Annotated in this window: 21 protein-coding genes; 7 read left to right on the top strand and 14 right to left on the bottom strand. The window is 71.8% G+C overall.

The genetic code is table 11. From position 1 onward, the window contains the following. Positions 1-6: 6 nt before the first annotated feature. From yaaA to Vse01_RS24720, 3 genes are all read left to right on the top strand, one after another. Positions 7-801: a peroxide stress protein YaaA gene (gene yaaA, locus Vse01_RS24730; RefSeq protein ID WP_093403167.1), complete on the top strand. Its 795-nt coding sequence runs from the start codon at positions 7-9 to the stop codon at positions 799-801. A 98-nt stretch (positions 802-899) separates the two neighbouring features. Next, positions 900-1,619: a hypothetical protein gene (locus Vse01_RS24725; RefSeq protein ID WP_373870716.1), complete on the top strand. Its 720-nt coding sequence runs from the start codon at positions 900-902 to the stop codon at positions 1,617-1,619. Between the two features lie 73 nt (positions 1,620-1,692). Next, positions 1,693-2,664 (top strand): TAXI family TRAP transporter solute-binding subunit, encoded by a 972-nt coding sequence (locus Vse01_RS24720; protein ID WP_093403165.1) that lies wholly within the window; start codon positions 1,693-1,695, stop codon positions 2,662-2,664. Positions 2,665-2,673: 9 nt separating this feature from the next. On the opposite strand, the gene Vse01_RS24715 is transcribed toward Vse01_RS24720, so the two are convergent. From Vse01_RS24715 to Vse01_RS24680, 8 genes are all read right to left on the bottom strand, one after another. Continuing rightward, positions 2,674-2,913: a helix-turn-helix transcriptional regulator gene (locus tag Vse01_RS24715; protein WP_093403164.1), complete on the bottom strand. Its 240-nt coding sequence runs from the start codon at positions 2,911-2,913 to the stop codon at positions 2,674-2,676. A 15-nt stretch (positions 2,914-2,928) separates the two neighbouring features. After that, positions 2,929-3,780: an ABC transporter permease gene (locus Vse01_RS24710; RefSeq protein ID WP_093403162.1), complete on the bottom strand. Its 852-nt coding sequence runs from the start codon at positions 3,778-3,780 to the stop codon at positions 2,929-2,931. Continuing rightward, positions 3,777-4,748, bottom strand: a complete 972-nt coding sequence (locus Vse01_RS24705; protein ID WP_093403160.1) for an ABC transporter ATP-binding protein — start codon at positions 4,746-4,748, stop codon at positions 3,777-3,779. The genes Vse01_RS24710 and Vse01_RS24705 overlap by 4 nt, the downstream gene beginning before the upstream one ends. Positions 4,749-4,838: 90 nt before the next feature. Beyond that, positions 4,839-6,293, bottom strand: a complete 1,455-nt coding sequence (locus Vse01_RS24700) for a sensor histidine kinase (protein WP_093403159.1) — start codon at positions 6,291-6,293, stop codon at positions 4,839-4,841. Positions 6,294-6,303: 10 nt separating this feature from the next. Further along, positions 6,304-6,960 (bottom strand): response regulator transcription factor, encoded by a 657-nt coding sequence (locus Vse01_RS24695; RefSeq protein WP_093403157.1) that lies wholly within the window; start codon positions 6,958-6,960, stop codon positions 6,304-6,306. A 93-nt stretch (positions 6,961-7,053) separates the two neighbouring features. Then, positions 7,054-7,365 carry a hypothetical protein gene (locus Vse01_RS24690; protein WP_093403251.1) on the bottom strand — a complete coding sequence of 104 codons (312 nt, stop codon included), beginning with the start codon at positions 7,363-7,365 and terminating at the stop codon, positions 7,054-7,056. A gap of 117 nt (positions 7,366-7,482) precedes the next feature. Continuing rightward, the gene (locus Vse01_RS24685; protein WP_373870715.1) at positions 7,483-9,234 is read right to left on the bottom strand and encodes a CDP-glycerol glycerophosphotransferase family protein; all 1,752 of its coding nucleotides are present in this window, start codon (positions 9,232-9,234) and stop codon (positions 7,483-7,485) included. 120 nt (positions 9,235-9,354) lie between these two features. Further along, positions 9,355-11,556: a DUF6077 domain-containing protein gene (locus Vse01_RS24680; RefSeq protein ID WP_093403250.1), complete on the bottom strand. Its 2,202-nt coding sequence runs from the start codon at positions 11,554-11,556 to the stop codon at positions 9,355-9,357. A gap of 188 nt (positions 11,557-11,744) precedes the next feature. On the opposite strand from Vse01_RS24680, the gene Vse01_RS24675 reads away from it, so the two are divergent. After that, positions 11,745-12,284, top strand: coding sequence for an acyltransferase (locus tag Vse01_RS24675; RefSeq protein WP_093403154.1), 540 nt, complete (start codon positions 11,745-11,747; stop codon positions 12,282-12,284). Between the two features lie 55 nt (positions 12,285-12,339). Here the strand turns inward: Vse01_RS24675 and Vse01_RS24670 are convergent, their stop codons facing one another. Both Vse01_RS24670 and Vse01_RS24665 read right to left on the bottom strand, forming a co-directional pair. Next, the gene (locus tag Vse01_RS24670) at positions 12,340-13,623 is read right to left on the bottom strand and encodes a nucleotide sugar dehydrogenase (protein WP_093403153.1); all 1,284 of its coding nucleotides are present in this window, start codon (positions 13,621-13,623) and stop codon (positions 12,340-12,342) included. A 4-nt stretch (positions 13,624-13,627) separates the two neighbouring features. Further along, a complete protein-coding gene (locus Vse01_RS24665; RefSeq protein WP_093403152.1) occupies positions 13,628-15,190 on the bottom strand; it encodes a glycosyltransferase family 2 protein in 1,563 nt (520 codons plus the stop codon). Positions 15,191-15,606: 416 nt separating this feature from the next. Here Vse01_RS24665 and Vse01_RS24660 point away from each other — a divergent pair, with 416 nt between their 5' ends. Beyond that, positions 15,607-16,734 (top strand): putative hexosyltransferase, encoded by a 1,128-nt coding sequence (locus Vse01_RS24660; protein WP_232511175.1) that lies wholly within the window; start codon positions 15,607-15,609, stop codon positions 16,732-16,734. 22 nt (positions 16,735-16,756) lie between these two features. Here Vse01_RS24660 and Vse01_RS24655 read toward each other — a convergent pair whose 3' ends face one another. Next, complete coding sequence (locus tag Vse01_RS24655; protein WP_093403151.1) at positions 16,757-18,649, bottom strand: DUF6311 domain-containing protein; 1,893 nt, start codon at positions 18,647-18,649, stop codon at positions 16,757-16,759. Positions 18,650-19,026: 377 nt separating this feature from the next. On the opposite strand from Vse01_RS24655, the gene Vse01_RS24650 reads away from it, so the two are divergent. Continuing rightward, positions 19,027-20,397, top strand: a complete 1,371-nt coding sequence (locus Vse01_RS24650; protein ID WP_232511174.1) for a glycosyltransferase — start codon at positions 19,027-19,029, stop codon at positions 20,395-20,397. Further along, positions 20,394-22,544: a glycosyltransferase family protein gene (locus Vse01_RS24645; protein WP_093403148.1), complete on the top strand. Its 2,151-nt coding sequence runs from the start codon at positions 20,394-20,396 to the stop codon at positions 22,542-22,544. Before Vse01_RS24650 ends, Vse01_RS24645 begins: the two co-directional genes overlap by 4 nt. A 70-nt stretch (positions 22,545-22,614) precedes the next feature. On the opposite strand, the gene Vse01_RS24640 is transcribed toward Vse01_RS24645, so the two are convergent. The 3 genes from Vse01_RS24640 to Vse01_RS24630 form a co-directional block, all read right to left on the bottom strand. Beyond that, a complete protein-coding gene (locus Vse01_RS24640; protein ID WP_093403146.1) occupies positions 22,615-23,649 on the bottom strand; it encodes a Gfo/Idh/MocA family protein in 1,035 nt (344 codons plus the stop codon). Beyond that, positions 23,646-24,755: a DegT/DnrJ/EryC1/StrS family aminotransferase gene (locus tag Vse01_RS24635; protein WP_093403145.1), complete on the bottom strand. Its 1,110-nt coding sequence runs from the start codon at positions 24,753-24,755 to the stop codon at positions 23,646-23,648. Before Vse01_RS24635 ends, Vse01_RS24640 begins: the two co-directional genes overlap by 4 nt. Positions 24,756-24,891: 136 nt before the next feature. Then, entirely contained in the window at positions 24,892-25,518 is a 627-nt protein-coding gene (locus Vse01_RS24630; RefSeq protein WP_093403143.1) for a TetR/AcrR family transcriptional regulator, read from the bottom strand. Positions 25,519-25,599: the final 81 nt, after the last annotated feature.

The following is a 25,599-nucleotide window of genomic DNA, read 5'->3' as shown; positions in this document are numbered from 1 at the left end:
TCACCCATGCTCATCCTGCTGCCGCCCTCGGAGGGCAAGGCCGAGGCCGGCTCGGGCCGCCGACTGGACCTGGACCGCCTCTCCCTGCCGGAGCTGAACCCACGGCGGGAGGAGGTGCTGTCCGCCCTGGTCGCCCTCAGCGCCGGGCCGCCGGAGACGGCGCTGACCGCGCTGGGCCTCGGTGCCGGGCAGCACGGCGAGTTGCGACGCAATGCCCGGCTGCGGCAGGCCGCCACCGCACCCGCCGGCCAGATCTACACCGGCGTGCTCTACGAGGCCCTCGACCTGGCCAGCCTGCCGGCGGCGGCGCAGCGGGCGGCCGGACGGCAGGTGCTGATCAGTTCCGGTCTGTGGGGCGCGGTACGGCTGACCGACCGGATCCCGCCGTACCGCTGCCCGATCGGGGCCCGGCTGCCCGGCGTCGGCGCGCTGCCGGCGCTCTGGCGGCAGGATCTGGGGGCCGCGCTGACCGCGGCGGCCGGTCGCGGCCCGGTGCTGGACCTACGTTCCGGGGCGTACGCGGCGGCCTGGACGCCGCGCGGCGAGCTGGCCGAGCGCACCCTCACCGTGCGGGTGCTGCATGAACGGGAGGTCGACGGTGTGCCGGTGCGCTCGGTGGTCAGCCACTTCAACAAGGCCACCAAGGGGCGGCTGGTCCGGGACCTGCTGCTCGCCGGCGCCCGACCGCGTTCCGTGACAGCGCTGGTGACGACGCTGCGAGACCTGAAGTACACGGTGTGCGAGCAGGCCAGCGGGCCCGGCCGGCCACGTCAGGTCGACGTGATCGTTTCGGAGCTGTAACCAGACGCAAGATTTCCTCAAGGCTGGACCGGATCGGTACCACCGGTCGGTGTCGCGGGTCACCGTAAGAGGACCCGACGCGACGAGGAGGCCCTCCGGTGGTTGCTGAACCGATCCTGCTCGACCGGTCCCGTCCGTCATCGGCCCTGCCGGCGTCCAGCACGCCGCCGTCGGCCCCGCCCCCGTCGGCACCGCCACCGCTGGACTGGACGACGCTTGCCGACGCCTTCGAGACGGCCTGCCTGCTGCGCTGCATGCCGCCGCCGGCGACCCCCGGGCACCGGCACGTCGGGCAGCAACCCGTCCGGCCGACGACTATCGAGTTCAACCGGGAGGAGGCGGCGCGGCGGACCCGGCAGCTGCTCAACCGTCTCGACATCCCGGTCCGGCACGAGGTGGCGGTCGGTGGGCTGCGCCGCCGGTACGAGCTGCACCGGCTGCACGTCGGGCGGGAGCACCGGCCGACGTACGCGGCGATCGTGGAGAACGGTTGGCGGCGTGGCCGGCGGGAGCTGCTCGGTGGCCCGGTGCCGGGTGCCTCGACGGCGCGGCGGCTGTGGCGCACCCGGTTGGCCGCCGCCGCCTGGCGGGCCGCGCTGCTGGCCGGTGGCCGGCATGTCCGGCGGCACATCCTCGGGGTGCGGATCACCGACCGGGAACTCGGCGCGGTGCTGGTACGCGGCGCCGCCCTGCTGGACGTGCCGGCGCTGCTGCGTCCGAGCACCGGCTGCTTCCTGGTCAGTGTGGCGCACGGTCGGGATCGGGACCGAATCCTGCGGTACGCGGCGGAGGAGGCGGTGCAGCGGCCGGTGGCCTGACCGGCGGCCGACCGACGGCCGCACCTGCTCCGCCCGTCCCCGGGGTTGCGTCATCGGGGTCCGGCGGCGCACAGTGCTGCCCGTGACCCGTACCCGGTATCCCGCCCGAGCCCGGTGGCGCGGCGCCCGCGTGGCGGTGGCGTTGACCCTGCTGCTGGCTCTGCCCGGCCTCGGCGGCTGCCGCGACGACCCGGGTGAGCCGGTGATCATCCGGATCGCCACCGGCAGCCCCACCGCCGTCTACCACGCCTTCGGCTCGTCGCTGGCGGCCATCCTCAACCGGGAACTGCCGCAGGTGCGGGCGGAGGTGCTGGTCACCGCGGCCTCCGCGGAGAACGTGCAACTGCTCAACGCCGGTGCGGCCGAACTCGGCTTCACCCAGGCCGACGTGTTGCAGGCCGACCCGGGTCCGGACCCGCCGGTGGTGGCGGTCGCCCGGGTCTACGACGACCTGCTGCACCTGGTCACCACCGCCGACAGCCCGGTGCGCACCCTGACCGACCTGCGCGGCCGGCGGGTCTCGGTGGGCGCGGCCGGCTCCGGGACCAAGATCACGGTGGATCGGCTGTTGACCGCCGCCGGCCTCGACGACGCACAGGTACGGCAGGAACGGCTCGGCCTGGACGATTCGGTGGCCGCGCTGCGCGCCGGCCGGATCGACGCCTTCTTCTTCTCCGGCGGGCTGCCGGTACGCGCGGTCGCCCAGTTCGCCCAGGACACCCCCACCCGCATCGTCGACCTGGGCGAGTGGACCGCACGGCTGCGCCGGGGCAACCCCGAGGTGTACGTGCCGCGGGACATTCCCCGCTCGGTGTACGGCGTCGATCCGGTCACCACCGTGGCCAACCCGAACTACCTGGTGGTGCGGGCCAACCTGCCGGAGTCGCTGGTACGCGACGTGACCCGGCTGCTGATGGAGCGCCGCTCCGAACTGGCCGCCGCGCACCCGGCGGCCGGCCGGATGAGTCCCCGCTCGGCCATCGCCACCTCACCGTTGCCCCTGCACCCCGGCGCCATCGACTACTACCGGGCCAGCAAGCCCTGACCGGGCGGATCAGGCGGAGCGCGCCGGGTCGCCGAGGCGGGGGAACGGTTCGGTGGAGAAGACCACCTCCACCGGCACCTCGAAGTGCCGGGCGATCCGCAGCGCCAGGTGCAGGCTCGGGCTGAACTCGCCGCGTTCCAGGTAGCCGATGGTCTGGTAGTGGACGCCCAACGCCTCGGCCAGCTGACGGCGGGAGATGCCCCGCTCGGCCCGGAGCATCGCGATGCGGTTGTGGACGTGCTCACTCATCTCGACGGCCCATCCTCAGGTCACCCGCTGCATGGCCTTCTCGCGGCGGGCCGCCACGCTGGATCCGGACTCCCGGCGGGCCATCCGGCGCAGCACCACCGGTGCCAGCACCAGCCCGGCGACGGCCCAGCCGCCGAGCACCAGCAGCGTCTCCAGGTGTCGCCACGAATCGCCGAGCTCGACGGCGGCCATGGCCTCGGGCAGCAACGCCGACCGCATGCCGAGACCGAGCCAGTAGATCGGGAAGACCTGCGCGACGGCCTGCAACCAGCCGGGCATCGCGGTGATCGGGTAGAAGATGCCCGATGTCGCGATGAGTCCCATCATCGGCAGCATGATCAGCCCCATGTTCCGGGGGTTGGACAGCAGCGAGCCGAAGACCGCGCCGACCGGCATGGTCGCCACCATGCCGACAAGCATCACCCAGGCCAGGGTCAGCCAGGCGCCGATGCTGTCCAGCGCGAGGACGTCGAAGAGGAAGAGGCCCGGTACGAGGAGCAGGGCGACGCTGACCAGCGTCATCCCCGAGACCAGTGTGATCTTGCTGATCAGGTAGCCGAACATGCCGTTCGGGGTGGCCTTGGCCCGCAGCAGGGTGCCGTCCTCACGTTCCACGGTGAGGATCGACGCCATGGTGACCAGCCCGCCGAACGCCACGGTCATGCCGAGCGTGCTGGGCAGCGTCTGCGCGCCGAGCGAGAACTCGGTGCCCGGCACCTTGGCGCCCCGCAGGAAGAACATCACCACCAGCAGGACGACAGTCGGGAAGAGGTATCCCCAGAGGGTCTCCGCGTTGGTGAAGCTCTGCCGCAGCTCGATCCGGCCCCGGGACAGACCGGCCCGGGCGGCCACGACCAGCGGGCTCATCGAGCCACCTCCTCGAACGCGCGGGTCGCGCCGTCGGCGCGGCCGGACTCGTGATCGCGTACCAACGTCATGTAGGTGTCCTCCAGGCTGGCCCGGCGCACCTCCAGGTCGGCGATGTCCTCGCCGTGCTGGGCGAACAGCTCCCGCACGAAGCCGGTCGCGTCGCCGGTGGAGTGCACGAACCGTGCCCCGCCCTGACTCCAGCGCACCTCGGCGTCGGCGGAGATGCGGCGGGACAGCTCGTCGGCGGACCCGCTGGCGATGATGCGACCACCGGCCAGGATGAGGATCCGGTCGGCCAGCTTCTCCGCCTCGTCCAGGTCATGGGTGGTGAGCAGGATGGTGGTGTCGTCGATGTCGGTGAGCCGGTGCACCAGGTCGTGGAACTCGCGGCGGGCGGACGGGTCGAACCCGGCGGTCGGCTCGTCGAGGAAGAGCACCTCGGGCCGGCCGACGATGCCGATCGCCACGTCCACCCGGCGACGTTGGCCACCGGAGAGCTGACCGACCTTCTTGTGCGCGTGCTCGGCCAGCCCGACCACCTGGATCAGCTCGTCGATGTCCCACGGCCGGCTGATCCGCCCGGTCGAGTAGGGCGCGTAGTAGGAGCCGAGGTGCGTCAGCAACTCCCGCACCCGCCATCGGCCGTGGTCACGCCAGGACTGGAGCACCACGCCGAGTCGGGACCGCCACCGCTCGTCGCCCCGCGCCGGGTCGGTCCCCAGCACCTCGACCCGGCCGCCGGAGCGCATCCGGAAGCCCTCCAGGATCTCGATTGTGGTCGTCTTGCCGGCGCCGTTCGGGCCCAGCAGGGCCAGCACCTCGCCGCGCCGCGCGCTGAACGACACACCGGTGAGCACGTCTGTCGAGCCGTACCGCATCCGCAGGTCGTGCACGTCCAGAGTGACGCCCCGGTCGGTCGACGCCCCGGTGCTGGTCGGGGTTTCCGCCCCGGCGCTGACAACCATGGACCACCACCTCCGTATGATCTGTGCGCTGAAAGATAGCACTCATACTACGGATCGGAGCAAACCTAGGCTGCCCCGGACCGGCTCTGCTCAGGCCACGGCTGGTGCGGACGACGCCGGATCGGTGGGTGCCGGTGGACCGGCCGCGGAATCCGGGCCGGCGGGTTCGGCCGGCTCCGCCGGCTGCGGGAACCAGAGCGCGGCGACCAGGCCACGCGGCGAGTTCGGGTGCATGGTGAGCCGGCCGTCGGAGGCGTCCACAAGCACAGCGGCGATGGTCAGGCCCAACCCGGCACCGTCGACGTTCTGCACCTCCGGCGCCCGCCAGAACCGTTCGGTGGCCCGGCCGAGTTGGCTGCGGGTCATCCCCGGGCCGGTGTCGCGTACCTCAAGGGTCGTCCCGCCGTCGCGGGCCGCGACGGTCACCGTCACCTCGCCGCCCGCACCGCTGAACTTCACCGCGTTGTCGATAAGGGCATCGAGGGCCTGGTCGATGGCGGTCGGCACGGTACGGGCGTACACCGGGCCGGGACCGGCCGCCAGCCGTAGGCTGACCGACCGGTGGCGGGCCAGCGGCTCCCAGGCCGCGACCCGGGACTCGGCCGCCGCCGTCGCGTCGACGGTGACCCGCTGGTTCTCGCGGCGTTCCGCGCGGGCGAGGGTGAGCAACGCGTCCAGGAGCAGGGCGAGCCGGTCGGTCTCCTCCAACGCCAGCCGGTGCTCGGCGCGGCCCTGCTCGTCGGTGACGCTCGGCCCCAACTCCTCCACCCGCAGCCGCAGCGCGGTCAACGGATTACGGAGCTGGTGGCTGGCGTGCGCAACGAACGCACGCTGCCGGTCCATCACGTCGGAGACGACGTCCGCCATGTGGTTGAAGCTCTTCGCCAGGCGACGCAGTTCGGGCGGCCCCAGCCGGTGCTGCACGCGGGCACCGCGGTCGCCCTCGGCGATCTCGTGGGTGACCGCGTCCAACTCGGTGACCGGACGCAGCACCCAGCCGGCCAGCCCGAACGCGGTGAGCACGCAGGCCAGCACGGCGAGCAGACCCAGCGCGGCGACAAGCGTCCACCAGGTGGCGACGGTACGCCGGACCCCGTCGGCCGGGGTGGCGGTGACCACCGCGCCGAGCACCTCGCCGCCGTCGTTGATCGGCACCGCCACCACGATCGGCCCGTCGACCCACGGCCAGACCGAGTCAGGCCCGCTCGCCTGCTGCCCGGACAGCGCGACGTCCAACGCCGCCCGGGTACCCGGGGCCGGTCGCCAGCTCGCCGAGGCCACCACCTCCCGACGGTCCCGGTCCACCACCGCCGCCCCGATGCCGTACAGCTCGTCGTAGCTGCCCAGCTCGTGGTCGAGTGGACCGGGCACGCCGTCACGCAACGCCGGCCCGGCCAGCGACGCGAAGCGGGTGGCATCGGCGAGCCGGTCGGCGCGTACCCGGTCGGTCTCCCGGGTGGTCAGCGTCACCGCCAGCGGCGTACCCAGCGCCACCACCACCAGCACCATCAGCAGCAGATAGCTGATCACCAGCCGCCGTCGCACCCTGGGCTCCTCACTCGCCCCGGAGCCGGTAACCGACGCCTCGGACGGTCTCCACCAGACGCGGGTCGCCGAGCTTGCCGCGCAGCGAACCGACGTGCACCTCGACCGTGTGCCGATCGGTGAAGGTGGTGCCCCAGGCGTCGAGCAGGATCCGGTCGCGGGGCACCGCGACGCCGGGTTGCCGGGCCAGGGAGAGCAGGACGTCGAACTCCTTGCGGGTCAGCGACACCGGCCGCCCGGCCACCGCGACGGTGCGGGCCGCCACGTCGATGTAGACCGGCCCGACCTCGATCAGGTTGCGTTCCGGTGCCGCGTGCGAGGCCCGCCGCAGCACCGCCTCGATGCGAGCCTGCAGTTCCACCATCGAGAAGGGCTTGACCACGTAGTCGTCCGCGCCGAGCCGAAGGCCGAGCACCCGGTCGCGCTCCTCACCGCGCGCGGTCACCGCGATGATGCCGAGCTGGTTGCTGCGCCGTCGCAACTGCCGGCACAGGTCGGTCCCGTCGCCGTCGGGCAGGGTGAGATCGAGCAGCACCAGGTCACAGGGGGCAGCGGAGAGCGCGGCGGCGACGGTGGCGGCGTGCTCCACCTCGTACCCGCGTCGGGTCAGCGCCGACAACAGGGCGGCGGCCACCCGTCGGTCGTCCTCGACCAGCAGGATGCGCACCCGGCCTCCCCGTTCGGTCTGCTCAACTGCGCTAGATGGTGGCAGACGAGCGGCCGGGTGGACAGGCCCGGGTGCCTCGGGCGGCTCAGCCGGTCATAGGCCGAAGGTCTCGTCGGAGGTGCCGTCGCGCACCCCGTCCACGAACCCCTTGAATCCGGGGTCCTCGTGGCTGGCCGGCACGGTGGCGACGACCTCGCCGGTGGCCTCGGTGACCGCGTCGATCAACGGCGCGAAGTCGATCTCGGCGTCGGCGAGGGTGTCGTCGTCGGCCTCCGCCAGGTTGATCACGTGCTGCACGTCCTCCGACGGCGTGTCGGGATCGTCGGCCCAGTCGGCACCGGCGCGGTAGCACTCGTCGTAGAGCGCGCGCTGGCTGTCGGTCCAGTCCTCGTGATAGCTCTCCATGCCCATCCCCTCGCCCGGCGGCCTGCCCTTCGAGCATGCCCGCCGGGGCGGCGAACCGGGCCGGTACCGGACAAAACCCGGGCTCAACGGCGCGGGGACCAGGGCACCCTTGCGGCGTCAGCGGCAGAGCCGGCCGACCTCCTCGGCGAACCGGTCCATCGGGTCGGCGTCGGTCGGGCCGAGCAGGTAGGTCTTCAGCTCCCGGCGGGCCTCGGTCATCGGGTCGTCGCCCGCCCGGGTGACCGCCACGATCTTCCCCAGTTCCCCGCAGTCGGCGGCCAGCAGGTACGCCGCCCGAGCGGTCGGGAAGGTGCGACGGAACTCGTCCTCAGGCAGCCCGGCGGGGTTGGTCACCACGTACGGCCGTTGGCTCTGCACGAAGTCGGACACCACGCTGGACACGTCGCTGACCAGCAGGTCGGTCTGGTCGAAGCAGTCGAACAGCGCGGGCACCCGCCCGGTGACGACCCGGTGCGCCGGTCCGTCCAGGGTGCTCGCGTCGATCAGGCCACCGGCGGCCCGGATGCGCTGCACGATCCGCTCGTGCGCCGCCCGGACCCGCCCCGACCGGCTCCCGGTCAGCGGGTGCGGCTTGTAGATCAGTCGGACCTCCGGCCGGAGTGCCAGCAGTTCGGCGACGAGCTGCTCCCCCATCAGCAGCACCGAGGTGTGGAATGGGTCGTCGGCGAGCCAACCCTCCCAGGTGGGCGCGTAGAGCACGGTGAAGGGACGTTCGGCAGACCCACCGGCGGTACGCAGGCCGGCCAGTTGCGGCCGACCGATCTCCACCACGTTCCCGTCGCGTACGCCGGTCCCGGCCCGGGCGAGGCGTTCCCGGCCGGCCGGCCCGGCGACCCAGACCTCGTCGTAGACCTTGCAGAACGGGTTGACGCTGGCGGCCTTGTCGCTGTCGCCGTGCCCGACGAAGACGTGCTTCATCCCGGGCTCCCGCAGCATGTGGATGTTCTCCCCGGCGTTGGCGGGATACAGCGCCACCCGGACGCTGGTCTTGCCGAGATTCATGAAATCCGCACCGGGCGGGACGCAGACCACCGGCAGCCGGGTGTCGGCCAGCTCCGCCAGGGCCTCCCGGTTACGCAGGAAGACCACCGTCGGCCGGTCCAGCGCCTCGACCGGGGCGAGCCACATGTTCGCCTGGTAGATGTCCTTGCCCGGGCCGGCGAAGTAGAGCGCGACCTCCGGGCGGTGGCTGTCGAGCCACCGCTGCACCGCCGACAGCCGGGCGCCGTGCCCGGCGCCCCGGCCCCGCAGCCAGATCGACGCGACAGTTGCGCCCACCACCGTGGCCAGCCCGACGGCGATCACGCCGGCCACGTGGACTGGCGTCACCGTGTCGGCCAGCGCCGCGGCCACCGCTGCCGGTACGAGCAACACGTTCACCCAGGGCAGCCGGTCCCCGCTGAGCGCGGCGGCCCACCGGGGCAGCGGCGGCCCGCCGAGCCGGCCCAGGTCGATGTTGCGCACCATCGAACCGCCGGGGCTGCGCCGGTCGATGATGCGCTCGAACGCTCCGGCGAAGACGGCGATCACCCACACCAGGGCGGGCAGCAGGAGCAGCAGGGTCAATGCGCCGCCGACCGGGGCCACCTGGGCGACGACCAGCAGCACGACCGACACGTCGCGGGCCAGCTGCCGGTAGCCCAGGCCGAGGCCGGCCTTCTCCATCAGGGTCACGGTGGCCGGTGACCACCGCTGCACGGCGACCTCGCCGAGCACCGCCGCCAGTGCGGCAACCACGAACCCGGCGACCTGGCCGAACGCGCCGCCGACGAGCAGGAGCAGGTACGCCCCCACCAGCAGGGCCCCACGCGCCGCCACACCGACGCGCCCAGTCAACATGCTCAACAAGGGACGGCTCTCCCTACCGCGATCGACGGCCGGCAGCCCCGGCGGCACCGAACGCCACGTCCCGGCGTCAGCGCAGCTGCGACCTTAACGCGAGACATCGACGCAGTGACGTCCGGGTGCCTACCCACGACGCAGGCAGGTGACGGCGTTCGGGTGCACGGGCGGATCGGCCTTCCGCCTGGCGAACGTGGTGTAGCCGAACCCTTCACCGGTCTGCCGGGCGTACCGGTTCTGGCTGTAGACGCAGATCGTGCCCACGTCCAGCCGCTCCAGCGCGGCGCCCACCTCCTCGGCGGAGGGCCGCTGGGCGGCCGGGCCGCCGTTGGCGAACCTGGTCAGCAACAACCGGTCCCGGGAGAACTGCGAGTTGATGTCGTACTCGATCAGGAAGAAGTCACGCGGCAGGACCACCCGCGCCTCGGTGGTCAGCAACGGGATGGCCCGCATGATGCTCTCCGGGGCCAGCACCAGGCCGTCCGGTCGGTCGAGGCCCACGACGAACCTCGCGATGGCCAGCTGCTTCGTGCGGATCTTCCAGGTCGGCCTGTCGTGCACCAGCACCCCGCTGCGCTCGTCCCACATCGGCACGGCGTAGCCGGCGAACGAGCCCACCATCACGGCGGCCAGCACCACACCGGCCAGCGCCCGTACGGCAGGCAGCCGGGTCGGCAGCCAGACCGTGCACAGCAGACCGATAAGCGCCGGCAGGGCGAACAGCCACGACACCCGCCACAGCACCACGGAGATGCCGGTGAGCGCACTGAGCCACTCCAGTACTCCGGGCACCAGCAGCACGCTCAGGGTGACCGTGCCGCCGGCCGCCAGCAGCGCCGGGCTGCGGCGGCGGGCCAGCAGCGGGCCGCACCACAGCGCGAGTCCGCCGATCACGCCGACGATGCCGATCTCGAACGTCCGGCGGTAGGTGTGCGCGGCGTCGTAGAAGTTGACGTCGGCGGCGGCCTCGTTGGCCGACCCGAGGACCAGCTGGCTGATCACCACCGCCCCGATCGGATAGGTAAGCGCGGCCGCACCGACGGCGAGCGCCGACTTCCAGCGGCCCACCAGCAGCATCATCAGGGCCGCCCCGCCCACCAGCAGCGGCAGGACGATCGCCGCCGTGGTGGTGAGCCCGGTCGCGGTGATCGACAGCGCGGCGATCAGCAGCAGCCCCTGCCGGGACCGGTCGTCGAACCAGCGGGTGAGATAGAGCCACATCAACGGCACCACCGCCGAGACGAACATGCCCTTGCCCTGGTAGAGCCGGGGCAGGTGGAAGTTGCCCAGGGCGGCGTCCGGGCCACAGACCAGGGCGAGGAAGGCGATGGCCACGGTGAAGGCGAGCACCGGACGCCGGGGCGCCCAGCGCTGCACCAGCCGCCAGAGCGCCAGCACGGCGAGCACCGCCAGGAGCGGCAGCAGCAGGTACCAGGTCGCCGACGCCGCGGAGATGCCGAGGAACCGGGCGAGCGCGCCGGCCAGCACCTCGATGCTGGCGATCGGAGGTTGGGACGCCATCGCCGGCAGGACGTTCTCGCTGAACAGGAAGTCGTTGAGCGGAACGTTGTCCCGTTCCGCGACCCAGACCGATCGACCCACGTAGTAGATGTCGTCCGGGGTGTTGCGGGCCAGGAAAAGGGAGGCGGCAGCGGCGCCACCGGCGACCAGCAACGCGTACGCCGACTGCCTGGCGGTCGGCGCCGGCGGCCGGGTCGCCGCAGTGTCCCGCCAGGTCCGCCAGGTCTGCCGGGTCAGCAGCACCAGACCCGTGGCCGCCACGATCCCGGCCGAGGCCGGCACCCACCAGGACAGTTCTGCGCCGGCCGGCGTACCGGCCAGCCCGGCGGTGATCGCCGCGACAGTGCCGAAGACCAGGACCAGTGCCGCCAAGCTACGCCGGACGACCGCTGCCCGGCCGGTGCGTCCCGCCGCCGGGTCGGCGTCGGAGGCCGGACCCGCGCCCGTCGCATCCGGCGCGCTGCCTGCGGTGTCGGGCGCACCGCCTGCGGTGTCGGGCGCACCGCCTGCGGTGTGCGACGAGCCGACGCGCCGGTGACGCCATCGGGTCAGCGCGATGAGCAGGAGCAACGCCAGGCTGGCCGCCAACCAGACCCGGAACGTCCACGACGGGGCGAGGCCGAGCGGGAGCGCGGCGTGGTACAGCAGCGTCCAGAGCGCGAACACCAGGACGGCGCCGTCGGTAAGTGCTGCGGGCAGCCCGGCGACTATCGTCCCGACCCGGCTCGCGGCGAGCCACGACCCGCCGGAAGCGGGAGCGGTCGGTTCGTCGATCGCCGCCGAGGGTGCGGCAGCCTGGTCGGTCATCGACACGGGGCGTCCTTGTCATCGTACGGGCGGGTCCGGCTCGGCACGTTCGCGGCGCATGCTCGGCCGGTGCTGCGAGCGGATCGCCAAGCAGCGTAATCGGAGTCGGGCGCAGGCCCGGTCATCACACGGCCCGGTATGCTGCGCCGAGTTCCGCCAGACCGTGCACACCCGATGGGATCTGAAGGTTGACTGACAAGAACTCCCCCTCCGTCTTCGTCCATCCCACCGCCGACGTCGAGCAGGGGGCCACGGTCGGCGACGGGACCAAGGTGTGGCATCTGGCCCACATCCGATCGTCGGCCCGGGTCGGTGCCGGCTGCGTCATCGGTCGTAACGTCTATGTCGACGCGGGCGTGACGATCGGCGACCTCGTGAAGATCCAGAACAATGTCTCCGTCTACCAGGGGGTGCTCCTGGAGGACGAGGTTTTCGTCGGCCCGTGTGCGGTCTTCACAAATGACTTCCGTCCCCGCGCCCAGAACCCGGACTGGAAGATCACTCCCACGGTGGTGCGCCGGGGCGCCTCGATCGGCGCGAACGCCACCCTGGTCTGCGGCATCGAGGTCGGCGAGTACGCGATGATCGCCGCCGGTTCGGTGGTCACCCGGGACGTGGCGCCCTACCAGCTGGTCGCGGGCAACCCGGCCCGGCCCAAGGGCTGGGTCGACGAGCGGGGCGAGGTCGTCTCACGGGACCTGGACAACCCGCCCCGACGGGATCACTGACCCGGTTACGACCGGGGCCCGAGCGGTAGCCGCCGGGCCCCGGGAGACGGCTCGTTCAGCCCCCGATGACCACCCGGCGGACGCCCGTCCACCGAGCTGCTTCGGTGACCCGTCGTCCGTCGACCAGGACCGTCACGCCGGGCAGATCGGCGGGGCCGAGCGTCCGGTACTCGACGTGGTCGGCCTGGATGACGGCGGCGCTGACCGGCTCACCGTGGTAGCCCGGCAGGCCGTGCGCCACAAGTTCCTCGTTTGTGTACATCGGGTCGCTGACGTACGGCTTCGCGCCCCGCCGACGCAGCGCCTCCACGGTCGGGAAGACACCGGAGAACGCGGTCTCCTTCACGCCGCCCCGGTAGGCGGCACCGAGCACCAGCACACCGACGTCGGTCAGGTCGCCGTACGCGGCGGCCAGCAGGTCGACGGCGTACTCCGGCATGGCGACGTTGGCCTCCCGGGCCGAGCGCACCACTGTGGCCGCCGGGTCGTTCCACAGGTACATCCGTGGGTAGACCGGGATGCAGTGTCCGCCGACCGCGATGCCCGGGGAGTGGATGTGGCTGTACGGCTGGGTGTTGCACGCCTCGATCACCTTGATGACGTCGACGCCCACCGTGTCGGCGAACCTGGCGAACTGGTTCGCCAGGCCGATGTTGACGTCCCGGTACGTCGTCTCGGCCAGCTTGGCCAGCTCGGACGCCTCGGCCGAGCCCAGGTCCCAGACGCCGTTCGGGCGGTTCAGGTCAGGCCGCTCGTCGAAGTCCAGCACCGCCTCGTAGAAGCGCACCCCGTGCTCACCGGACGCCTCGTCGATGCCGCCGACCAGCTTCGGGTACCGGCGCAGGTCGGCGAAGACCCGGCCGGTGAGCACCCGCTCCGGGCTGAAGACCAGGTGGAAGTCCGTACCGGCGGTGAGCCCGGAACCTGCCTCCAGCATGGGCGCCCACCGGCCCCGGGTGGTGCCGACCGGCAGGGTGGTCTCGTAGCTGACGAGGGTGCCCGGCTTGAGACCGGCGGCGATCGCCCGGGTGGCGTCGTCCATCCAGCCGAAGTCCGGTACGCCGTCGGCGTCGACGAAGAGCGGCACGACAACCACGACCGCCTCGGAGGCGGCCACCGCGGCGGTGGTGTCGGTGGTCGCCGACAGCAGGCCGGCGGCCACCACCTCCTTGAGCTTGACGTCCAGGTCCGTCTCGCCCGGAAACGGTACGGCCCCGTCGTTGACCAGTTCGACGACCCGCTCGGAGACGTCGGCACCGACCACCCGGTGTCCCTTCGAGGCGAACTGCACGGCCAGCGGCAGACCGATCTTCCCGAGGGCGACGACGCAGATGTTCATGGGACTACTTTCCTCTCGAGGGCCGCAGACGGGCCAGACGGGTGGCGGCGACCTGGCGGTACCGGACGCGCTTGAGCGTCAGGAGCACCTGAAGTTTGCGGTCAGTGTTGGCGGTGACGCGGTGCAACCGGAGCCCGCGCCACATCGCCTGGCGCGGTGCGGTGAGCTGAGCCTTCGCCCGCAGCGGCACCGTGCTGAGCCCGCCGAACACGCTGAGCTTGGCACCGGCCTTCCACCGTTGGGCACCCGCCGCGAGCAGCTGCTTCACCGGGAATTCCGCACGTAGCAGCGTACCGGCCCCGTCCGGGCGCAGCGAGACGGCGGCGGGCTGGTCACCGATGGTGACCCGCACCGCGTCGCCGGTGAGGTCGGCCAGGCGTGCCCAGGCGTTGTGTGCCGTGATCACGAGGGTCAGCCCACCTGCGGCGTCGCGGCCCCAGGCGAGGTCGGTCACGGTGGTCTTGACCGCCGATTTGGCGGCCCGCTCGGTGACGTCGTACCACTCGTCCGGGAAGCCCAGTTCCGGGTCGCGGAAGCCGACGTAGCCGGCGAAGCAGCGGTCGCCGTCGACAGTCAACGCAGGCAGCAGCTTCTCGCTCTGCTGACGGATCAACCCGCGTAGCTGCTCCAGGCTTCCGTGCCGGGCGACCATCAGGCGCAGGCGTACGTCGGGGGCGAGTTGGTCCCGGATGGCGTCGGTCAGGAAGCTCTCGGCCAGCCAGCGGATCCGCTGGTGGCTACGCTCCTGAACCGATGGGTCGAGGTCGAGGAAGTCGGCCCGCAGCAGCTTGGCCACCTCCCAGCTGAAGTGCCGCACCAGGACGGCGTCGCGCCGGGAACCGGGCTCGATCAGCCCGGCCACGAAATTGATCAGTTCCTCGGCGCAGCGCAGCCGCTCCTCGAACCGACTCGCGTAGGTGATGTTCTGCGCGTTGTCCCGTTTGACCGCGTAGTAGTAGACGTAGTCGGCGAGGACCGAGATCCGCCCGGCCCGTACGCAGGCCTCCAGGGTGAAGGGCTGGTCGCTGCCCATCCGCATGTCCTCGCGGAACCGCAGCCCGTGCCGCTCGATCAGATCCCGCCGGAACAGCTTGGTGTTCGACATCGACCAGGGCAGCGCGCTGTCGAACAGGTCGACCTGTTCCTCGGTGCTGGCGTAGATGGCCTGGTGCACGTAGCGATTGTTGGTGCCGACCATCCGGCCGAGCACCACGTCCGAACCCCACCGGTCGGCGGCGTCCACCAGCCGTTCCAGCGCCTCCGGGCCGAGGTAGTCGTCCGAGCCGATGAAGAAGACGTACCGCCCCTGCGCCACGTCCAGGGCCCGGTTGCTCGGCCCCGCCGGGCCACCCGAGTTGGGCTGGTGCAGCACGGTGACGGTGCCGGGGTAGCGCTTGGCGAAGCGGTCAAGTTCCTCACCGCTGCCGTCGGTCGAACCGTCGTCCACCGCGACCACTTCCAGCCGCTCCAGACCGATGCTCTGCCCGACAAGCGATTCCAGGCAGGTGGTCACGTACGGCATGGTGTTGTAGACGGCGACAACGACTGTCACGTCCGGTGCGTTCACCAGGCCACTCCCACCAAGGTCGTCAGTTCCCATCGTTGCCCGTTTCCGTCGTCGCCGGTACCGCCCGCCCGTGGACCCGAGCGAGTGTACGGCAGGGTTCCGGCCCGGAACCTCGTGGCGGTCGGGGGTCCGTGACCTACCGCGCCGATTGCTAACCTCCATGCTGTTTGACGACCGATGGCAGTTTTCGCTCGGGTGTCAGGCCGCCCGGCCACCCGGCGAAGGAGCTGTCGGATCATCCCCTTTCGGCACGGACGGGATCATCCATTGCACCTCTCCCTACCGCACCCTGCGGCCCGGCTGAACCCTGCGGCACGGCTGCTCGAAGGGTCGGATGCGGCGAGCGAGCGCCACGCGGCCCGGATCGGGGTTGATCGGGGGTGGTGACGGCGGAGCGCCAGCAGCAATCGGCGGCCGTGGCCGCACCGACGCGGCCGGGTCGGGTCCGGCGACTACGGGACGCCGCCCGGTACGCCCTGCCCGGGCTCGCCGCCTACGCGCTGATCCGCCTGGTCGGTGTGGTGGTCCTCGCCGTCTGGGCCGATCGCGTCGGCGTCTCACCGGGCGAGTCCCTGGCGAAGTCGGACGGCGTCTGGTATCTCGCGATCGCCCAGCACGGCTACGACGGGTACGAGAAGACGCAGTCCAACATGGCCTTCTTCCCGCTCTACCCCGGGCTGACCGCCGCGCTGGACCGGATCTCCCCGCTCAGCACCCGTGACGCGGGGCTGATCGTGGCCTGGCTGGCCGGCCTGGCCGCCGCCTGGGGGCTGTTCGCGATCGGCGCGTACCTGCACGACCGGCGCAGCGGCGTACTGCTCGCCGCACTCTGGGCGGCCGTGCCGCACGCCGTCGTCGAGTCGATGGCGTACAGCGAAACCCTGTTCACCGCCCTCGCCGCCTGGACGCTCTACGCCCTGCTGCGCGGCCACTGGATCACCGCCGGCCTGCTCTGCCTCTTCGCCGGCCTGACCCGCCCGACCGCGTCCTCGTTGATACCGGTGGTGGGGCTGGCCGCACTGGTGGCGATCATCCGACGTCGGGACGGCTGGCGTCCCTGGGTCGCCGCGCTGCTCGCCCCCGCCGGCTGGCTCGGCTACCTGGCCTGGGTGGGCAGCGAGGTCGGGCGCCCGGACGGCTGGTTCCACATCCAGTCCGCCGGCTGGGGCAGCACCTTCGACTTCGGCGTCTACACGGTGAGCCGGGGCCGCGAGGCGCTGGCGCAGACGGCCCCGCCGCAACTGTTCGTGGTGAGCCTGGTGGCCCTGCTGGCACTGATGTTCTTCGTACTGAGTGTGCTCGACCGGCAGCCGTGGCAACTGCTGATCTACAGCGGGCTGCTGCTGGTCACCACGCTGGGCACGGCCGGCTACTACCAGTCCAAGGCTCGGTTCCTGCTGCCGGCCTTCCCGCTGCTGCTGCCGGCGGCCGTGGCGCTGGCCCGGGCCGGCTGGGCGCGGGCGACCACAGTGCTGGTGGCGGTGGTCGCCTTCTCCACCTACTTCGGCGGCTACCTGCTGCTGATCTGGCCGTGGTCGCCCTGACCCGGTGGCCGGGGCGCGGCGCTCATCGGGTGAACGGCCGTACGTCCCACAGCCAGACGTCGTCGATCCGCTGTCCCGGGCCGTACAGGGCGTCGAGCACTGTCTTCAGCGCATCGTGCCGGCGAGCGCCCCGGTCGGGCAGCACCACCGCGTCAGCCTTCCAGTAGCGCACGTCGGCGCGTGCCTGGGTGATCTCCGTAGGGCCGACCGTGGTGTCCCGCTTGCCCGTCGACACGGCGGTGAGCAGGGCCGCGGTGGGCTGGGGCACCACTCCCCAGCGTCCGGTGGTGTCGGTCGCGGAGACCGGTCCGAGAAAGTAGCCTTCCGGGACGGCGAAGCCGGTCAGCGCAGCCGAGCCCCAGTACACCGAGGTCATCCAGGTGACCGGCACCGGCACCAGAGTGCGGCCGGCCGCCACGTGGTCGCGCCATGCCCCGCTGGTGACGAAGTCCGGCACCGGAGGTCGGCCTCGGGCCGGCAGCGGCGTCGGCAGGATCGGCAGCAGCGCGACGACCACCGCCACCGCACCGGCTACGCGGGCGAGCCGGCCGAACGGCCAGCCCGGGCGGGTGGCGAGCCGGTCGGCGGCCACCGCCAGCAGTACCCCGAGCGCCACCGTGGTGATCAGTGCGAATCGGGCCACCACCACGGAGTCGAACGCCGGTAGGTGCTGCACGAGCGCGAACGGGGCGGGCACGTCGGTACGGCGGGTGCCGACGGTCCAGGTGGTGCCGATCGACAGCAGCGCCGACACCAGTCCGACCGCCCCGAGCACCAGCGCGACGGCCTCACGCCGCAGCCAGCACAACGCGCCGAGAGCGAGCAACAGCATCGGCCAGCCGTAGAAACTCGCCTGTTCCGTGGTGTTCGGCGCCCAGCCCACGGCACTGGTCGGGCCGCCGGCGACGGACTCGGTGGCGAACCGGGCGAACGAGCCGAGCTTGAGGGCGTACATGTCGGGGGTGCCGGGATGGCCGCTGCGGTGTTGCGGGCCGGCGAAGTACATCCAGAGCGGGTACGCGGCCACGGCCGCCACCAGCACGGCGGTGATCGCCAGGCCCGGCAGCAGCGCCCGCCCGCGGCGCACCGCATCCCGCGGCCGGACGGCGAGGTACGCCAGGACCAGCATCAGACAGCCGAGCGCGGTGAGGAAAAGGATCTCCAGGCTGACGAAGAACTGCGCGGTCACCAGCGCGCCCAGCACCAGACCGTCGCGGACCACGTGCTCGCCCCGGGAGAGCGCGACCAGCCGCCAGACGATGAACGGCACCAGCCACTGCGCCGTGATGTGCGGATGGCCGTTGCTGTGTGAGACAAGCGCCGGAGCGAATGCGCAGAACAGGCCGCCCAGGAAGGCCGCCGCCCGGGAGTTAACGATGTGTCGGGAGAGGACGTGGTACCAGGCGTAGCCGGTACCGGCCAGGTTCAGCGTGATGAACAGCAGGTAGGCGACCGGCGCGCCGAAGAGCAGAGTGACCGGGCTGAGCACCAGCCCGGGCAGTTGCAGCCCGACGTTGGCCACCAGGTTGACCCCGTTCGGGGCGTTCTGCAACGTGGTGAAGAACGGATTCTCCAGGTGGCTGACCGCGTGTGCCGCGTACGCCAGCATCCACTCGTTGAAGCCCTGGTCGTCGGGGCGGCTGCCGAGCAGCCGGCCGTCGGGGTCGAGCCACCCTCGGCCGGTGACCCAGACTGCGCCGGCGAGGAACATCAGGGCGGCCAGCACGTCGACCGGCCAACGCCGGGTGGTACCGCGTCCGACGCCGGCCGCCGGCCCGGCGAGCGGCGGCGGGGTGGCGGACGTGTCGCTTTCCGCCGGCTCGACGCGCGGCGACGGAGCGGAAGCGTCGCTCTCCGCCGGCTCAGCGCTTTCGGTGCGGGCGGGCTCGCGATCGCGGGTGTCGGGAGTGGTCATGTTGGGGCGCAACCTTCCACGGCGACCGGGCCGGCCACCGGACGGATCGGACGGCGGCCGAGACGACGGACGCTCGGGCCGGCGTTATTGTAGGGTCAGCACCCTGTCCGCGACGGCCCTGCCCGGCGCCAGCAGAAACCGCGTCCCGCCGACCGACGAGGTACGGCGTACCTCTGACGAAAGGTCCCTCCCGGCATGGTCCCGCTCCGCAGACGTCCTGCGGCTGCCGCCATCCGACCGGGTAGCGAGGAGGGGCCCTCCGGGTACCCGCGCGGAATCTTCCCACCTCCCCAGGAACGGAACAAATGACCAAGCGGCGACCTCTCTGGGACTCGTGGAAACGTTCCCGGACGCGCCGGTCCGGATCCCGACCGCACATGATCTATCTCGCGATCGGTTTCCCGCCGGCGGCCAAGAGCTCGACCTACCGGATGCGGGCGACGGCCAACCAGTTCGCCGCCGCGGGTTGGGACGTCACCGTCGTCACCATCGCGGACGAGGCGTGGGAGCGCGATTACGGCCTCGACCACACGCTGGTCGCCGGGGTGGACCCCCGCGTCCGGGTGGTGAAGCTGCCGCTGTTTCGGGAGGACCTGGAGACGGACGTCCGGGCGTACACCGAACGACGTGCGTTGGACCACAACGACTATCTGACCGAGCTGCGCGAACAGCACCTGAAGGTCTTCCCCGAGCCGGTGTTCGGCGGCTGGCGGCCCGCGTTGGAGGAGGCAGTGCTCCGGCTCCACCGCGAGCGACCTGCGGAGCTGCTGGTGGCCACCTGCGTCCCGTACGTGAACCTGGCCGCCACCTGGAAGTTGTGGGAGACCCACCGGGTTCCCTACGTGGTGGACTTCCGGGACGGCTGGTCCGTTGATGTGATCAACGGCGGGGAGGCGTTCCCCCGGGATTCGGTCTCCGGCCGGTGGGAGACCAAGCTGCTCACTGACGCCGTGGCGATCTGGAACGTCAACGAGCCGATCTCCCGCTGGTACCGAGAGCGCTATCCGGAGCTGGCCCACAAGATGCGGATCGTGCGCAACGGCTACGACGCGGCCAGCATCCCGGCCGAGTCGATTCCCGCCCCCGCCGACCGGCCGCTGGCCTTCGGCTACCTCGGGGCGCTGAATCTGCCGGTGCCGCTACTCGAAGCGGTGCTGGAGGGGTGGCGGAAGGCCCGCGCGGCGGACCCGGCGCTCACCGACGCCACGTTCGAGGTGCGGGGTCACATCGGCTCCGGCTGGGCGCGGGGCGACAACCGCCACGCCGAGTTGCTCAAGGCTGCCGCCGCCGACGGGGTGGTCGTCGGCGGATCGGTGCCCAAGGCCGAGGTGGTGGACTTCTACTCCCGCTGGGACGTCGTCGTGCTGATGGTGACCGGCGGCAAGTACATGACCTCCGGCAAGGTCTACGAGTACATGGCCACCGGGCTTCCCGTGGTCTCGGCCCACGAGGCGGAGCACGACGCGTCCACCCTGCTGTCCACGTACCCGCTCTGGACCGGGGCGGTCGGGCTTGAGCCGGACGCGCTGGCCGGTGCCTTCCGGCGGGCCGCCGACCTGGCCCGCAACGCCGACGTGACCGAACGGGACAAGGCGCGGGTCGATGCGCGACAGTACGCCCGTGAGGAGCAGCTCATCCCTGCTGTCCGGGAGGTCACCGAGTTGGTGCTGGGCGTCGGCGGGCCGGCCGGCACCGCGCCCGGTGCCGCTGCCGACGCTCCCGCTCTTGCCCGAGAAGGTGGGTCATGATCGAGGTCCTGGTAGTGCTGGGCGCCGTACCCGCCCGAGTGGCGGTGCTCACCGATGCGCTGACGCAGTTCCGGGCCCTGGGCGTCACCGTACGCATCGCCACCACCTTCGACCCGGTGGAGAAGATCCCGGCGGTGACCGAGCTGGCCGAGGTGCACCAGCTACCCACGGCAGCGCAGTTGGGGCCGCGGTTCGGCCGGATGCTCAAGCGGGCCAACCCGGCCCGGCGTCCGTGGCTGCGCGCCCAGCGTGACCCGTGGATCCGTCGGCACGCGAAGCGGGCCGACGTGCTGGTCGCCCTGGACGTCAAGGCCCTGCACACGGTCTGGCAGCTGGCGCAGCGGCACCGGCGGGCCGATGCGGTCCACGGCATCGCTCCGGCGTTGCAGGCGGTGCAGAGGCGGTCGGCCGACCCGGCGCGGTACCGCCGGCACCGGCTGAGCACCATCGGTCCCTCGCCCACGGCGCTGACCAGCACCACCCGCAGTCAGACCATCGACCTGGCGAAACGGGTTTTCGACCTGAGTACCGGCAAGAGGGCCATGCAGCTCGCCCCGGTGCGTTGGTTCTGGCATCAGGCGGTGACCGCTCCCGGTGTGCCGGAACGCCTGCGGGGCGTGGCCGCCCGACGGGTGAACCGCAGCATGCGCCGGGCCGGGCACCGGGACAGCGCGAACCGGCTGGTGCTCGCCGCCCAGCGCCGGATGCGCAGCGTCGCGGCGAAGGGTCAGGTGCTCAGCCCGATGGTCGAGGCGGAGCTCAAAGAGGGCCAGTTGCCCGAGCACCTGAAGACGGTGGTCAAGGGACAGCTTCAGATGGCCGAAGGCCACCTGAAGAAGCGCCGGACGGGCCAGGCCGCGGAGCACGTGGTACGCGCCTTCGACCTGATGTTCCACCGGAACCTGCACTTCGACGGGCTCACCTCGCCGCTGGCCGCGGATCCGGCGGGTTTCCTCGCTCCGCTGCTGAAGAGCGAGGTCGGCAAGGCTTTGGCCACTCCGCAGGGCCGCCGTACGCCGGCGGAATTCCCACCCGCCGACCGTCCACACCGGATGCTCTTCTTCACCGGGATCAACGACAACTTCATCGGGCCGATCCTCGATCGCTACGAGGCGACGCCCGGCGTGGAGGTCCGCCGGTTGAACCTGGTGGAGGAGTCGATCCGCCCGGTGCTCGGCAACGGGCGGATGCGTCTGACCCGACACCGGCTCGCCGGCAGCTCCGAGCACGCCCGCAGGGTCCAGGAGGCCTGGGGCGCCGACGTCGCCTGGGCGGACACCATCTTCGTCGACTGGTGCAACCTGGCCGCCGCGATGCTCACCATGATCGATCCGGGGTCGGCCCGGGTGATCATCCGGTTGCACAGCTTCGAGGCGTTCACCTGGTGGCCGCACCTGACCGACTGGTCCCGGGTGGACGACCTCGTTTTCGTCTCCGAGCACCTGCGCGATCTGGCGCTGGCGGCGGTGCCCCGGCTTCGCGGGCCGGAGGGTCCGCGGACCCATGTGATCGCCAACGCCATGGACCTGCACCGGTACGTGCTGCCGAAGCCGTCGGCGGAGGCCCGCTTCATGCTCGGCCTGGTCGGGCTAAGTGCGGTGGCGAAGGACCCGCGCTGGGCGTTGGAGGTGCTCCGCGAGTTGCGCCGCCGCGACGACCGGTACCGGTTGAAGCTGATCGGTGACGAGTTGCGCACCTCGCTCGGCCCAGGGGTGGCGAGGTACGCGGAGGAGCTGGCCGCGGACCTGGCCGAGCTGGAGCCCACCGGTGCCGTGGTACGCACCGGCCGGACGGAGGACGTGCCGGGGGCCCTGACCGATGTCGGGGTCATCCTCAGCACCTCGGTACGGGAGAGCTTCCACTGCGGACTGGTCGAGGGTGCCGCCAGTGGTGCCGTGCCGGTGGTACGGGACTGGCCGTTCTTCGCCGGCCGGGCGCACGGTGCCCGCACCCTCTTCCCCAGTGACTGGGTGGTCTCCACTCCGGCGGAGGCGGCGCAGCGGATCCTGGACGTCACCGCGTCCGAGGAGACCTGGCGCGAGGCGGGCCGGGCGGCGGCCTCGCACGTGCTCGGCGAGTGGGACTGGTCCGTCACGCACAAGGACTTCGACCGGTTGGTGCTGGAGCCACCGGCGGCCACGCGCTGACGTACCGGCCAACCGTTTCCGGGGCCGTTCCGCGTCAGCGGAACGGCCCCGGTGTCGTCGGTCGGACCGGCTAGCGGGCGGCGGCGGTCTCCTCATGGTGGCCCGGCGCCACCGCGACCACCGTGCCGTCGGTGGCCGACGCCAACAGCCCCGCGGCGACCTGCACCGTACGCAGCCCTTGCCGGAGGGTGACGATGTCGCTCTCCTTGCCCTCGACCGCGTCCCGGAAGCGCTCGTGTTCGACGAGCAGCGGCTCGCGCTTCGGAATGGCGTAGCGGACCATGTCGCCCTCGGCCACGCCGCGGAAGGCCCGCAGCGCCTCCCACTCGGTGCCGATCGCGCCGTTGGCGTAGAAGGTCAGGTCGGCGGTGAGCGTGTCGGCGACGAAGCATCCCCGGTCGCCGGTGATGACTGTGGACCGCTCCTTGAGCGGGCTGAGCCAGTTGACCAGGTGGTTGACCATCGTGCCGTCGGAGAGCTGGCCGACGACCGCGACCATGTCCTCGTGCAGTCGGCCGCTGCGGGAGACCGTCCGGGCCGACACCGAGACGTACTCCTGGCCGGTCACCCAGCTGGTCAGGTCGATGTCGTGGGTGGCCAGGTCCATCACCACGCCGACATCGGCGATCCGGTGCGGGAACGGGCCCTGCCGTCGGGTCACCACCTGGTAGACCTCGCCCAGCTCGCCCGCTTCCAGGCGGATGCGCAGGTTTTGCAGGGCGGGGTTGTACCGCTCGATATGGCCGACCCCGGCCACCAGCCCACGGCTTTCGAACGCCTCGACGAGGCGGGTCGCCGCCTCGACGGACTGCGCGATCGGCTTCTCGATCAGCGCGGGCACCCCGTGTGCGGCGAGTTCCAGCCCGACCTGCTCGTGCAGCGCGGTCGGGCAGGCGACCACCGCATAGTCGATGCCCAGGGCCAGCAGCTCGCCGAGATCGGGCAGCACCGGCGCCCGGAGCAGGCCGCTCTGGTCACCGGCCGGGTCGACGATCCCGACCAGCTCGACCCCGTCCAGACCGGAGAGTACGCGGGCGTGGTTGCGCCCCATCGCGCCGAGGCCGATCAGGCCGGCGCGCAGCTTGCCGCCCTGCCGCGCGCTCACCGGGCACCACCGGCGAGGTTGGCGGCCTCGACGATCCGCTCAAGGTCGTCGGGGCTCAGCGAGGGGTGCACCGGCAGCGAGATCACCTCGGCGGCGGCCCGCTCGGTCTCCGGCAGTTCCCAGGGGCCGGGCTGGCCGTCCTTGTCCAGGTACGGCTTGAGCCGGTGGATCGGGGTCGGGTAGTAGACGGCGTTGCCGATACCCGACTCGTGCAGGCGCGCCTGGGCGGCGTCCCGGTCGCCCCGGACCCGGACGGTGTACTGGTGGTACACGTGCCGGGCGGCGTCCGCCACCGGCGGGGTCACCATGCCGGTGATGTTCGAGTCGAGGTACTTGGCGTTGGCCCGACGCTGCTCGGTCCACTCGCCGAGCTGGGTCAACTGCACCCGGCCGATGGCCGCGGCCACGTCGGTCATCCGCATGTTGGCCCCGACGATCTCGTTCGCGTACCGCTGCTCCATGCCCTGGTTGCGCAGCAGCCGCAAGGTGCGGGCGAGCCCGGCGTCCGCGGTGCTGATCATGCCTCCCTCCAGGGAGTGCATGTTCTTGGTGGGATAGAAGCTGAAGCAACCGGCGGTGCCGAACGCGCCAACCGGGGTGCCGTGCAGGCTGGCGTCGTGGGCCTGGGCGGCGTCCTCGACCACGGCCAGGCTGTGCCGCTGCGCGACCGCCATGATCCGGTCCATCGCGGCGGGGTGGCCGTACAGGTGGACCGGCATGATGGCGACGGTCCGCGTGGTGACCGCGGCGGCGACCGCCTCCGGGTCGAGACAGAAGCTACCCGGCTCGATGTCCACGAAGATCGGCTCGGCGCCGACCAGCCGCACCGCGTTGGCGCTGGCCGCGAAGGAGAACGACGGCACGATGACCTCGTCGCCCGGGCCGACGCCGAGCGCCAGCAGGGTCAACTGGAGGGCGGAGGTGCCGGAGTTGACGGCGACACAGTGTCGGTTGGCGACGAGTTCGCCGAACTCCTGCTCGAACGCGGCTACCTCAGGTCCCTGTACCACCATGCCGCTGCGCAACACCCTGACAGCCGCCTCGATCTCGGCTTCGCCGATGATCGGGCGGGCTGGCGGTATGAAGGCCGGGCGCTGCCCAGTCATGAAGAAGATCCCCTCCCGTTGCCGGACTGTTCGCAAGTTCGGGGTGCGATACTAGTCCGTTGGACACGGAAGATGAGAAAGCCGTTCACGGGGCGTCCAGCCGGCGTTCACGATTCGGTGGCGAACGCCACGCAGCTCAGGCCAGCTCGTCCTCCGGCACGGCGCAGGCCACCCGCAGGGCAGCCACGGCAGCCCGTGCCATCCGGTCCAGTTCGGCTGGGTCCAGCGGCAACCGGGCGATGGCCATCCGCCAGTAGATCGGCCCGACGATCAGGTCGGCCGCGGTCCGCGGGTCGGCGCCGCTGGGCAGCTCACCACGCTCCACCGCCCGCCCGATAACGATCTTGCCGATCCGGTCCTGGTAGTCCTTCAGCGCGCTCTGCAGGGTCCCGGCGATCTGCGGATTGCGCGCCGCCTCGGCGAGCAGGTCGGGGATGATCTGCGACGCCACCGGGTGACCCAGCGCACCGCTCACGACCAGCAGCAGCAGCCGGACGTCACCGTCGAGGGTTCCGGTGTCCAGCATCGGCAGCTTCCGGCTCGCGACGGCCGAGACCACGTCCAGCACCAGGTCGAGCTTCGAGTTCCAGCGGCGGTAGATCGCGGTCTTGCTGACCCCGGCCCGGCGGGCCACCGCCTCGATGGAGAGCCGGCCGTATCCGACCGCGGCGAGTTCCTGCATGAGGGCCCGACGGATGGCCGAGGTGATCTCACCCCGGAGCACCGCCGCACCGGCCGGCGCGCGCCTCTTCTCGGCCGTCACCTGGGACTCTTCTCGACTGTCACCGGCACAGCGTAGCGCAACGACGCTACGGTTGCGTCCCGACGTATTTCGGACTACTGT

The organism is Micromonospora sediminimaris, from assembly GCF_016863575.1.
Lineage (GTDB): Bacteria > Actinomycetota > Actinomycetes > Mycobacteriales > Micromonosporaceae > Micromonospora > Micromonospora sediminimaris.
This window is presented reverse-complemented; position numbering and strand designations above follow the sequence as displayed.